Source organism: Lancefieldella parvula (assembly GCF_963547875.1).
GTDB lineage: Bacteria > Actinomycetota > Coriobacteriia > Coriobacteriales > Atopobiaceae > Lancefieldella > Lancefieldella parvula_D.
The window spans coordinates 84983-97273 of the sequence record NZ_CAUUSI010000002.1 but is presented as its reverse complement, the minus strand read 5'-3'; the positions used below and the strand labels follow the sequence as shown (position 1 = coordinate 97273).

The 12291-nt window shown below is 48.2% G+C and carries 8 protein-coding genes and 1 tRNA gene; 3 read left to right on the top strand and 6 right to left on the bottom strand.

What is annotated here, in order from left to right; translation table 11 throughout:
- Positions 1-21 precede the first annotated feature (21 nt).
- Positions 22-1050, bottom strand: a complete 1029-nt coding sequence (locus RWJ96_RS01990) for a LacI family DNA-binding transcriptional regulator (RefSeq protein ID WP_314018662.1) — start codon at positions 1048-1050, stop codon at positions 22-24.
- Between the two features lie 266 nt (positions 1051-1316).
- Between RWJ96_RS01990 and RWJ96_RS01985 the strand changes: the two genes are divergently transcribed.
- The 3 genes from RWJ96_RS01985 to RWJ96_RS01975 are packed head-to-tail and all read left to right on the top strand — an operon-like array spanning position 1317 to position 5237.
- Positions 1317-2375, top strand: a complete 1059-nt coding sequence (locus tag RWJ96_RS01985; protein WP_314018661.1) for an aldose epimerase family protein — start codon at positions 1317-1319, stop codon at positions 2373-2375.
- 40 nt (positions 2376-2415) lie between these two features.
- The gene (locus RWJ96_RS01980) at positions 2416-3627 is read left to right on the top strand and encodes a galactokinase family protein (protein ID WP_314018660.1); all 1212 of its coding nucleotides are present in this window, start codon (positions 2416-2418) and stop codon (positions 3625-3627) included.
- Positions 3618-5237, top strand: coding sequence for a UDP-glucose--hexose-1-phosphate uridylyltransferase (locus RWJ96_RS01975; protein ID WP_314018658.1), 1620 nt, complete (start codon positions 3618-3620; stop codon positions 5235-5237). The genes RWJ96_RS01980 and RWJ96_RS01975 overlap by 10 nt, the downstream gene beginning before the upstream one ends.
- A gap of 595 nt (positions 5238-5832) precedes the next feature.
- Here the strand turns inward: RWJ96_RS01975 and RWJ96_RS01970 are convergent.
- From RWJ96_RS01970 to rpoD, 5 genes are all read right to left on the bottom strand, one after another.
- Positions 5833-7488, bottom strand: a complete 1656-nt coding sequence (locus RWJ96_RS01970) for an ABC transporter permease subunit (RefSeq protein ID WP_035430948.1) — start codon at positions 7486-7488, stop codon at positions 5833-5835.
- Between the two features lie 15 nt (positions 7489-7503).
- Positions 7504-9012 carry a sugar ABC transporter ATP-binding protein gene (locus tag RWJ96_RS01965; protein ID WP_035430944.1) on the bottom strand — a complete coding sequence of 503 codons (1509 nt, stop codon included), beginning with the start codon at positions 9010-9012 and terminating at the stop codon, positions 7504-7506.
- Between the two features lie 104 nt (positions 9013-9116).
- Complete coding sequence (locus tag RWJ96_RS01960; RefSeq protein ID WP_035430942.1) at positions 9117-10418, bottom strand: substrate-binding domain-containing protein; 1302 nt, start codon at positions 10416-10418, stop codon at positions 9117-9119.
- A gap of 296 nt (positions 10419-10714) precedes the next feature.
- A tRNA-Asn gene (locus RWJ96_RS01955) sits at positions 10715-10789 on the bottom strand.
- A gap of 119 nt (positions 10790-10908) precedes the next feature.
- Positions 10909-12276 (bottom strand): RNA polymerase sigma factor RpoD, encoded by a 1368-nt coding sequence (rpoD, locus tag RWJ96_RS01950; RefSeq protein ID WP_035437152.1) that lies wholly within the window; start codon positions 12274-12276, stop codon positions 10909-10911.
- Positions 12277-12291: the final 15 nt, after the last annotated feature.

The following is a 12291-nucleotide window of genomic DNA, read 5'->3' as shown; positions in this document are numbered from 1 at the left end:
CCGACTTTTTAAGAGACTTCTCTACTTCTGTGGTGCCGCTGTAGTGGTACGTACAATAAGCTTTGGAGCAATTCTAATTGCTTCAGGCTCATACCCCGCCTCAGATGCACGTATTGCATGCTCAAGAGCAACGCGACCGCGCTCTAGGAGATTAAAGCGTACGGTGGTCAAAGAGAAGTTTGGCAGATAGTCTTCAAGAGAGTCGTCAACACCAACAACGCTCACGTCTTCCGGTACGCTCAGTCCCACTTCTTCAAATGCCGCAATGATACCTAGCGCCATCTGGTCGTTTGCTGCATAAACTGCAGTAAAATCACGAGTTTCTCGCAGTTTTTTACCAATTTCATAGCCACTATTGGCGGTCCAATCGCCAGCTAAAGGCTCAACAGTTTCTAGCCCATACTCAGACATGGCATCTCGCCAGCCTTTTTCGCGAAATTGCGAGTCAATAGAGTATGAAGGGCCTGCTACAAAACGGATCTTGCGATGACCAAGCTCATAGAGGTGATCAATGACAAGCTTTGAGCAGCCGTACTGATCTGAGTCAACGGTTGTGCAGTAAGGGTGCTCGTGCATGGTAAGAAGCACTGTTCCAAGGCCCGGCTGCGGTACAAATGATTCAAAGTCTGATGCCATAAGGCTCATGCTGATAATCATGCCGTCAACAGGAAGATTAGACATACGATGAGAAATGTCCTGCAGGCAGAGGCCATCGTCAGAGCCTTTCTCAATCATCGTAATTGCATATTCATGCTCACGAGCCGCAGAGACAATGCCATCGAGGGTTGCCAAGTTACCAAACTCACGAATGTCGTACAAACAGAGTCCCACCGATTGATACGAACCAGACCTTAACGACCTGCCTGCAAAGCTTGGCCTAAAGCCCATGGACTCCATTGCGGCCTGGACTTTTTCTCGCGTTGCCTTACTGACGTTCTGAGCGCCATTAGCAACACGAGAAACGGTCTGCTGAGAAACACCAGCAACCTGTGCAACATCAGCCATTGAAACAGAGCGCTTATTTGAGCTAGAACTATGCGAGCGAGTCACGAATTCCTCCGATTATCTGCTTGTTTACGTACTCATACTAACAGGCAGATTGACATAACGCGATAAAATTGCATATTTATCAGCAAATTAAACGCTCACGGTAAAAAAAGAACCGTTCGGCGAGAAGGACTTTTGACCTGCGCTCTAACCGTTTGCCCCCGCAAAAATACCACTGACTGAAAACTTAATAATTTCCTGTTAGTTCGTTATGAGTACGTTAACATAGTAAGGGTAATGCACTATGAGTGGTATCTCGGAGGTATCCGATGATTGATGTTCGACCTTTTGATAGTTTTGTTAACTCCCCTGCTGCGCTTACCTATACTATTCGCGGCGCTCATTCAGCAGTTAAATTGAGTAATTTTGGTGCAACCATTCTTGGCATTTCTGTACCAGATATCTATGGAACGCAAGCAGATGTAGTTCTTGGCTACGGCTTGTTTGACTTGTATTTAGATAACCCTGCCTGCTTTGGTGCCTCCATTGGACCTTCTGCTAATCGCGCAGATAAAGCAGAGATTCCGCTTAATGGAGTTGTCTATCACCTTCCTAAAAACAACGGTCCAGACAATCAAAATAACCTGCACACTGATTTAGTTGCTGGTATCCATAAGCGCATTTGGCAGGCAGAAATTGATGAAGCGCATAATACGGTAACCTTTAGCATTGACCTGGTAGATGGAGAATATGGACTGCCAGGAAACCGTCATATTACTGCAACCTATAAGCTTGTTGAAGAAGCCGCGCAGTCAACGCTAAATCTTACGTATACCTGCACAACTGATGCTACAACTTTTGTAAACATGACCAACCATGTCTACTTTAACCTCAACGGTCATGATTCTGGTGATGTTCTTGGTCACCAACTTACTATCCAAGCAGATTCATATCTGCCTCTACGAGATGACTCAGTTTCTGCAGGAACCATCGATGCTGTTGCAGGAACTCCTTTTGATTTCCGCACACCTAAGACCATTGGCAAAGATCTTAACGCAGATAATGAGCAGCTCAAAATTGCTCGCGGTTATGATCACTGCTTTGCTATTAACAACTATGAAAACGGTCAGTTGCGCCCCGCCCTTCTCGCCACATCAGAAAGCGGACGATCGCTTGAGATTCAAATTACCGCTCCCAGTGCTCATCTTTATACCGGCAACTGGCTTGATGAGGCACGTGCAAAAGACGGCGCTATTTACAAGCCTCACGCTGGTTTTGCATTTGAGAGCGAGTTTTATCCAGATTGTGCTCACCATGCAGAGTGGCCTCAGCCTACCTGCACGCCTGAGCAGCCTTACAGCTCGCAAATTGTTTATCGATTCTTTTAAGGTACCTGTAGCTTCACAGCACTAAAGGGAAAGGAACACCATGGCTCACACGTTTGACGAGAAAACCACAGCTCAGCTCAATCGCGCAAAAGAGCACTTTGAGCAAATGTTTGGAAAAGCTGACCGCTATCTTGCGGTACACGCGCCTGGTCGCTCCGAGATTGCAGGAAACCACACAGATCACGAGGGCGGTCATGTCATCGCTGGTGCCCTGGATGTTGCTATTGATGCAATTTGCGCCCCTAACAGCCTGGGCGTTATTCGTGTAGCCAGCGTGGGATATGATCCTTTTGAGGTTGACTACACAAATCTAGAGCCCACCGAAGCTGAGTATCTGAGCACTAAGGCTATTGTTCGTGGTATGGCAGCAAACCTGGTCAAACTTGGTTTTGAGCCATCCGGCTTTGACATGGCAGTAGTTAGCAATGTCCCTGGTGGTGGCGGACTTTCTTCCTCTGCTGCGTTTGAGGCTGCAGCCGGCCGTGCAATGGAAGCTCTCTGGGAAGGTGGCAGCGAGATTTCTGCTGTTAAACTTGCCCAAATGAGCCAGAACACAGAAAACGTTTACTTTGGTAAGCCGTGCGGTCTTATGGACCAGCTGGCTGTTTGCCTTGGCGGCCTTGCTTTCATGAACTTTGAAGACCCCGCAGAGCCCAAGGCAGAAAAGCTGGATCTTAACTTTGAGGATTACGGCTACGCCCTCTGCCTTGTTGATGTTGGCTGCGACCACGTTGCATTCACTGATGAGTATGCCGCTGTACCTGTTGAGATGCAGAAAGTTGCCGCGGCTTTTGGCAAGACTCGCCTCTCTGAGGTTCCCGTTGAAGACTTCCAAGCTCGCGTCAATGAGCTGCGAGAAGATCTTGGAGACCGCGCTCTTCTCCGCGCTATTCACTACTGGTACGAGAATGACCTGGTAGACAAACGCTGGGCAGATCTTCAGAACTCTGACATTGAGTCCTTTATTGCACTCACCAACGCTTCTGGCGCAAGTTCCGGTATGTACCTGCAGAACGTTTCCACTTCTGGCTCATATCAGCCGGCTATGCTTGCCCTTGGCTTGGCCGAGAGCATCTTAAAAGGTTCTGGCGCCGTTCGCATTCACGGCGGCGGTTTTGGCGGCTCTATCCAGTGCTTTGTCCCTCTCGCCCTTGTCGAGACCTTTATCGCACAAATGAACCAGTGGTTTGGCGAAGGCGCTTGCCGCCACTACGCTATCTCTGACCAGGGAGCTTGTGCACAATGGCTGTAGCAGACAATGAAAGCGCACTGTGCATTCAGCAGCTTGTCGCGTATGCATGCGAGCACGGACTTATTCAAACTGAGGATTTGACCTGGTGCTATAACGCGCTGTTGGACATGCTTTCGTACGAGGGGCCCGCTCCCGTTAAGCCTTGGGAGAAGATTGACCTGGCGTCGTTTGATCTTGACCAGACACTTGCCGAGCTTGCCCGCTTAGCTGTTGCTCACGGTCTGGCCGAGAACACCCAGAGCGGCGAAGACTCTTTTGCCATGCGCGTTATGGGTCTTCTGCTGCCAAAACCTTCCGAGGTGGCACGCCATTTCAATGAGCTGTACGTTGCCGAGGAGCCTCGTGCCGCAACTGACTGGTTCTACACGCTCTGCTGCGACGCAGGCTATGTTAGAAGAAGCGCCATTGCCAGGAATATCACCTGGACTACTCCAACTACCTGGGGAGACTTAGAGATTACCATCAACCTCTCCAAGCCAGAAAAAGACCCTCGTGAAATCGCTGCAGTTAAAACGGCTCAAAACACTTCTGGCGAGAAGTATCCCGCATGCCAGCTCTGCCTTGATAATGAGGGCTATTCTGGACGCGGCGCTTCGTCTAGTGCAGGTGCTCATCCTGCCAGGCAGAACCTGCGCATCATCCCCATTGAGCTCAACCAGCATCGTTGGGGATTCCAGTACAGTCCGTATGCGTATTTCAACGAGCACTGCATTGCCATGAACTCGGATCACATTCCTATGCACATTGATCACGAGGCGCTGGTCAACCTCTTTGACTTTGTGGACAGGTTCCCCCACTACTTCATTGGTTCAAACGCTGACCTGCCCATTGTGGGCGGATCGATCCTCTCGCACGATCACTACCAGGGCGGACGTTACGAGTTCCCTATGATGCGCGCAGAAGTTGCGGAAGAGTTTGAGCTCAAGCAGTTCCCCGAGGTGGCAGGCGCAATTCTCAAGTGGCCACTCTCCGTTCTTCGCCTCTCCTCTACCAGTCGAGAAGAAGCACTCAAAGCTGCAGAGTTTATCATCACCGCATGGCGCAGCTATACCGACGAGTCCGTCTCTGTTTATGCGGAAACTGACGGCGAGCTCCACAACACGGTTACCCCTGTTGTTCGCAAGCTTGAAGATGAGACTTACGAGGTCTTTCTTGCGTTGCGCTGCAACGTTACCAGCGAAAAGCATCCGCTTGGCATCTTCCATCCACATGCCGAGTATCATCACATCAAGAAAGAAAATATCGGCCTCATCGAGGTCATGGGACTTGCAGTGCTTCCGCCTCGTCTTGTGCCAGAGCTCAATAAAGTTCAGTCTGTTATGGAGCAGTGCCTGGCAAATGGCAAGAAAGCCAATGCCGTCTACGGTCAGTTGACCACGGACTCTACTACAATCTCCCACGCCGACTGGGCGCGCCAGATTTACGCCAAGTTGCTTGAACAGGGTGACGGATCCAGCAAGGGCAACGCTTCCCTCTCGTCCGAACAGCTCAAAAAGTATATCTATGACGAGGTTGGTATTGTCTTCTCGCACGTCCTTGAAGACGCCGGTGTATTCAAATGGGACGAAGAAGGACGAGCCGCGCAACATCGCTTCCTTGAGAGTCTGTAGTTACTGCTATCCGAAGGTTCACACGCAGCTTACAACGAACCGCACGTCACAATCGCATAAATCACCCAGCAAGAGGGCCGAGAAGATCGGTCCTCTTGTTTTTTACCGCCAAACCAGCAGCCTGCGACAGTTAAAAAACGTATAAGCACCGTAGAGACGGATATTCTGTTGGATGTGGAATCTGGTTAACTCTTCTAGCACACCTATGTCGGATAATCTGTCGGAAATAGCTCCGTTCAATGCTCTGACCACACCTATAACTGATAATCTGCATGTATCGAGAAACCCAAGCACACCAAAGTCAAATAATCTGTCGATAGTTAACATATTTTCTGTCATAGGTGTGTTATTTCTCTCTAAATCTGCAGAATATCAGCCTTAGGTGTGCTTTTCTCGCCAATTTTTGCAGATTATCTGTCATAGGTGTGGTGCGAAAATCATAAAAGGACATATGTCCGAAGAGATACCTTAGTTTACCAGCTGCTTTGTAATTTCCCCGTAAAGCCACTTTTCCTTAACGTGCAAGCGCTGTCTTTCGCCAAAAAAAGAGGCGTCTACGTAAGTAGACGCCTCGAAACTTGCACGTAGTAGTGGACTACTTCTTCTGGACGTACTTCAAGCAGTCAAGGGTGACAGCGGTCAGAATAATGACGCCCGAGAAAACAAACTGCAGGTTGGTATCAATACCAAGAATGGTCAGTGCGTAAGTCAGTGCGGTGAAGATAAGAACACCCACGGTAACACCGGAGATCTTACCAATACCACCGGTGAACGAGACGCCACCAACAACGCAGGCTGCGATTGCGTCCATGTCCCAACCCTGGCCGTAAGCTGCGGAACCAGAGCCGACCATACGCATGCACTCGAGCCATGAACCAAATCCGTAAAGGATACCAGCCATAACAAAAGCGCCAACCATAACTCTAAAGACAGAGATACCGGAAACAGCTGCTGCCTCGGGGTTTCCACCTACAGCATAGAGATTCTTACCAAAGGTGGTCTTGTTCCAGATGAACCAAACAATAGCAATAGCTGCGATTGCCCACAAAATAATTGATGGGAATTTACCAATTCGTGGAATGACCATGTCTGGAATAGATGGCTCGATAGCACCAAAAGAAACACCCTTTGTTGCATAGGTAACAATACCAAAGATAATCAGCATGTTAGCCATGGTCGAGATGAATGGGTGCATCTTAAACTTAGCAGTAAAGAAGCCAGCGATACTGGTAAAGCAGGTGCAGAGAACAATACAGGTAACCAAAGCCATGATGATTCTGACAGGAATTGGAATACCAGTGAGGTCAAACGTGATACCAAAGACCTGACCAGTATTGATGCCCTGGTGCATGATGATGGTTGAAGCGGTCATGCCCATACCAACCATACGACCAATGGAAAGGTCAGTACCGGTAAGCAGAATCAATCCAGCTACACCAAGAGCCAGGAACATTCGAGGCGATGCCTGCTGAAGAATGTTGATGACGTTGGAGTATGTCAGGAGCTGAGTGCCCTTGACTGCTGGGGTAATGATACAAAGGGCAATAAACACCAGGAGAATAACAATGTACAGGCCGTTCTGAAGCAAGAATGAACGGGTGTTGAAGGTGTACTTGTAGTTCTCCCACTTCTGAGCCTGAGACTCCAGTGGAGTGAACTTAGACATCCTGAGAAGGTCGATGAGGTGATACTCATGACTAAACGCATTATGAGCACGGTCTTTGATGCGCTGAAGGTCTTTCTGATAGTTGACCTTTGCATCAAACTGACGGTTCTTATAGACGTACTTCTCGTCTTTGATTTCTTGAGCGTCAGAAGTCTTGCTGACAGCCTCTTCATGCTCCTTCTTGAGGCGCTCAAGAGCAGCAGCGTAGTTCTGCTTAGCCTGCTCCTTCTCAAGAGCACAGCTAGCCTTTACAGGCTCCAGGTACTCGTTCTTGTAGTGCTCCTTAAGATAAGCCTCGGCCTCTGCAATAAGCTTGGAGACCTGAGCGCTATTCTCGGACTCAACCTTCTTTGCAAGCTCCAGTTCAGCCTTGTAGCCCTCGATAAGCGTGTTGCGCTCTTCGGCAGAGATAGACTTATCGCGCTTTGCAGACTCAATTGCGCTCAGTGTTGAAATTACTTTGTTGGTACCATTTGCGCGAAGCTCATCAATCTGAGCCTGAATGGAACCAATCTTCTGATCAATAGGCTTTAGCAGCTCTTTTTCCTGCTCGGCCGTCAGAACAGATCCACCTGTTTTTGGCATTTGTATCATCCTCTCCTACAGGTACTTTGCGCTGAGGCGCAGGAGTTCTTCTTGATTTGTCTCGTTGGTATTTACAATGCCCGAGAGTCTACCGTTGGACATAACGCCAATTCGGTTAGTAATTCCCAGAATCTCTGGCATCTCCGAAGAGACTACGATAATAGTGGTACCGCTCTTAGCCATATCAATAATGAGCTGGTAGATCTCATATTTAGCACCAACATCAATACCACGAGTAGGCTCGTCCATCAGGAAAACCTGTGGATAGCGCTCGAGCCATTTACCAAAAATGACCTTCTGCTGGTTGCCGCCAGAAAGGCTTGAAATCAAGTCTGATGGACCCTGAGCCTTGGTGTTCATAACCTTGAGCTCGTTGACGGTAGCCTTAGTCATCTTAGGATCAGAAAGAATTGGACCAGCCTTGTACTGATTCAAGTTTGCAATGGTTGTGTTAAACGTCAGGTCACCCTTAAGGAATAGGCCGTTTGCTTTACGCTCCTCGGTAATCATGGCAAAGCCGTGATCCATTGCCTCTGCGGCTGTCGAGAAGTTCATAAGGTGCCCGTTGACATAGACACGACCTGCAGCTCTGGTTCTTACACCAAAGATTGTCTCAAGAAGCTCTGTTCTACCAGCGCCGACAAGACCATACAGACCAAAGATCTCGCCCTTCCTTACGTCAAAAGTGACGTCTTGAAGGTATGGCTCGTATTTAGTTGAAAGGTGCTGAATAGAAAGATACGTCTTACCAGGTGTGTTAGTAACATCTGGGAAGCGATTCTCAAGTGAGCGACCGACCATTGCTGAGATAAGCTCATTCATGTTGGTCTCATCAGAGCGCTTGGTCATAACAAGCTTACCGTCACGAAGAACTGAAATGTCGTCGCAAATCTCAAAGATCTCATCCATCTTGTGAGAGATATAGACCAAAGAAATTCCCTGCTCTTTGAGCATATGAATCATCTCAAAGAGTTTCTCGACCTCTTGGGTCATAAGTGAAGAAGTAGGCTCATCAAGAACAATAATCTTTGCGTTGTAAGAAATTGCCTTTGCAATCTCGCACATTTGACGCTGAGATACTGACATGTTCTTCATAGGCTGTGTCAGGTCTACGGTCATACCAAGACGCCTGAAGAGCTCGTTAGCCTCTTTTTTCATGCGTCCCTCGTCGACAACACCCATTGCATTAACGGGATAGCGACCAAGGAACAAGTTATCTACAACATTTCTATCAAGGCACTGGTTAAGCTCCTGGTGAACCATTGCGACGCCATTCTCAAGTGCGTCTTTTGGTCCAGAGAAATTAACCTCTTTGCCGTCAAGAAATATCTTGCCTTCATCTTTTTGATACGTACCAAACAGGCACTTCATCATGGTAGATTTGCCTGCGCCGTTCTCTCCCATAAGACCCATAACGGTTCCACGGCGTACGTTCATTGAAATGTGATCCAGAACGCGGTTACGTCCAAAGGACTTGCTCATTCCATCAATTGTTAGAACGATATCGTTTTCTGTATCTGCCATGTAATCACCCCTTATCTCGCTAAGTTATTGCGCTTATTCGCGAGAACACCGGAGGAGAGCAGGTGTCTCCCCTCCGGTATTGTTTCGTGCTATCGACTACTTAATTACTTAAGCAGCTGGGTATAGGAAGAACCGTTGTCGGTCTTAACCATGTTGAATGCAAATGCATCGTACTCGTCAGGGTTGCCAAGACGGTTGGTAATGTTGGACTCAGTCTGGCCGTCGCCTGCGATGAACTCAACGTTGAGGTTGAGCAGTGGAGCATACTTCTTGAGCAGTGGTACATAGGTTGAACCAAGGAAGTTGTCGCCAGAGTTGTAGGTGTTGAGCCAAACCTTCTTCTCTGGGTGCTTGTCTGCGCTCAGCTGCTTAGAAGCCTCTGGATAGGTAGTGGTTGCGTCAAGGTTATCCTTGTAGTTCTCAGCGGTAACTGCAAGGTTGAGAGCGTAGTAAGAACGCTGCTCTGCAACATACTTGTAGTCCTTGGAGTCAATCTTGTTGCCAGCATCGTCTGCGGACTCAATGCCGGTGTTGATATCAGCGCCGTCAAGAGCGTTGCGGAGCAGGCGGAGAGTCAGGTAAGCCTGAACATCTGGGTGCTGGGAAATGGTGCCTGCATAGCCGTCAGCAATAGCTGCAACAGCGTCAGAGTTAGCGTCGTAACCAAAGGTTGGGACCTTCTGAGCCTTTGACCATGCATTGAAGATGGACATGCCCATACCGTCGTTGTTGGAAACAACAACATCAATCTGATCGCCGAAGGAAGAGGACCAAGCAGCAATTGCGTTACCAGCGGTTGCAGCATCCCATGTTGCACCAGCGGTGTTCTTCATCTCCTGAGAAGCAAGCTCACGGATGGTGTAGGACTTGCCGCCGACCTCAAGCTTACCGTCCTGGACAACAGAAGCGGAGCCATCGGTGTTGGTGCCTACTGGATCGGAAATAATCTTGCCGTCCTTCTCGATGCCAGTACCAAGTGCCTTACGGACACCACGAGTACGAGCGATAGAGTCGTTGTGACCAATGTCACCAATTGCAAGAACGTAACCAATAATGCCGTCCTTGTTGCGATCAAGCTCAGCTGCGTGAGCCTTAATGTAATCAAGAACCATCTGGCCCTGGAGCTCTGCACCCTGAACTGCATCAAAGCCAACGTAATAGGTGTCTTTGTTGAAGTTAAGAGTGTTTGTATCAAGCTCACCAGTGGAGCTGTTGGAAGGCTGGCGGTTAAAGAAGACAACAGGCTTATCCTTGTTCTCTACCTTTGCATCTTTAGCGCCTTCCTCTTTTTTCTCGCTAGGTGCGCAAGCTGCAAGAACGCTAGATCCACCAACGCTAAGAACGCCTAGACCACAGAACTTTAGAAAACTGCGACGAGACACATCCATAGTAGTGACCTTTCTCATTTGTTATGCCTTTTGCATAACACTGACCTTAATGAGTACGTTAACAAATCTCATCACAGCTCTTTGTGAGATGTCGCTCAACGGTTGCAGAAATACCGTAAGCGTTATGTTTTGTACCTTTTACGGTGTCAATTTTGAAGTTTTTGAGGATAAATAAAGAAAAATCGGTCAAATGACCAAATTGTCGAGAAAAGCGTCCTCTTCGAATCTGTGAATAAAAATATGCCTAATGCGAGAAAAGCAGAACGGTTCTTCAAACAAAAAAAAGACCAGGCATTGCCTGGTCTTGAAAATTCTGGCTCCCCGAGCAGGATTTGAACCTGCGACACGCTGATTAACAGTCAGCTGCGCTACCGCTGCGCCATCGGGGAATATGTGTGCTTCTCAGCGGTGTTTAAGTATAGAGAGACATTCCAAACCATGCAAGCATTATTTAGAAAAAATTTATTCAAATTCCTCTTACACAATCTCTCATACCTAAACCAAGAAGCTACTCCTCCATGTAGTCCTTAAGACGACCGGACCTAGAAGGATGACGAAGCTTTGCCAAGGTCTTGGACTCAATCTGACGAATACGCTCACGCGTAACGCCAAACTCCTTGCCTACCTCTTCAAGGGTACGAGGATGACCGTCCTCAAGACCAAAGCGGAACTTAATAACCTTACGCTCACGATCAGCAAGGCCGTCAAGAACCTGCTCAAGCTGCTCACGAAGCATTGAATCAGAAGCTGCATCTGGTGGAGCAACAGCTGAAGAGTCCTCAATAAAGTCTCCAAGCTGGGAATCTTCTTCTTCACCAATAGGCGTCTCAAGAGAGACGGGCTCCTGGCTAATCTTCTGAATCTCGCGGACGCGATCAGGAGACATGCCCATTTCTGCGCCAATCTCTTCTGGAGAAGGATCTCTACCAAGATCTTGCAGAAGCTGACGCTGAACACGGATAAGCTTATTGATGGTCTCTACCATGTGAACTGGAATACGAATGGTACGAGCCTGGTCCGCAATAGCACGGGTAATTGCCTGGCGAATCCACCATGTAGCATATGTTGAGAACTTAAAGCCCTTGGTGTAGTCGAACTTCTCGACAGCACGAATAAGGCCCAGGTTACCTTCCTGGATAAGATCGAGGAACAGCATGCCACGGCCAACATAGCGCTTAGCAATTGAGACGACAAGACGAAGGTTTGCAGAGATAAGCTGCTGCTTAGCGTCAAGTCCTACGGACTCAATACGCATGAGGCGGCGCTGCTCTGCACGGTTGAGCTCGATGAGGCCATCCTCAAAGTCCTCCAGCTTCTGGGAAGCCGCAGTACCTGCCTCAATCTTCATAGCAAGGTGAACCTCTTCTGATGCAGTAAGCAGGTCTACCTTACCAATCTCTTTAAGATACATGCGGACAGGATCGCCGGTAAGCATAACCGTGGTGGTATCTGAGCGACGAGCACGAGCGCGAGAAGAACGTTTTGGCTTAGAGACTTTTGCCTTAGAAACAGAGCGGAGAGCCTCTTTGACCTCACGTGCCTCATTTACGGCATCAAAATCTTCATCATCTTCATCTTCAAAATCAGATGAGTCATCCAAGTCATCATCGGATGAAAAATCATCCTCTACGGCGTCATCTTCAATGGCGAAAGAAACGGTTGCTTCAGATGCGGTAGTAATTTCTACACCTTTAACACGCAGCGAATCGTACAGATCAGAAAGCTCATCATCGTTAACGTCAACGTCACGAATGGCAACCTGAATATCGTCTTCGCTGATACTACCGTTAGACTTTGAAGAACTTACCAGATCATCAACAATTTTAGTAAGCTCATCTGAGAGTTTGACCTCTTCATTTGCCTTTTTTGCAGCCACAAATATCCTTTCGAT

What these genes read in the sequence shown, in the direction of transcription:
- RWJ96_RS01980 (WP_314018660.1), top strand. Translation starts at nt 2,416, where the DNA reads ATGGCTCACACGTTTGACGAGAAAACCACAGCTCAGCTCAATCGCGCA.
- RWJ96_RS01965 (WP_035430944.1), bottom strand. Translation starts at nt 9,012, where the DNA reads ATGGCAGATACAGAAAACGATATCGTTCTAACAATTGATGGAATGAGC.
- RWJ96_RS01970 (WP_035430948.1), bottom strand. Translation starts at nt 7,488, where the DNA reads ATGCCAAAAACAGGTGGATCTGTTCTGACGGCCGAGCAGGAAAAAGAG.
- RWJ96_RS01985 (WP_314018661.1), top strand. Translation starts at nt 1,317, where the DNA reads ATGATTGATGTTCGACCTTTTGATAGTTTTGTTAACTCCCCTGCTGCG.
- RWJ96_RS01975 (WP_314018658.1), top strand. Translation starts at nt 3,618, where the DNA reads ATGGCTGTAGCAGACAATGAAAGCGCACTGTGCATTCAGCAGCTTGTC.
- RWJ96_RS01960 (WP_035430942.1), bottom strand. Translation starts at nt 10,418, where the DNA reads ATGAGAAAGGTCACTACTATGGATGTGTCTCGTCGCAGTTTTCTAAAG.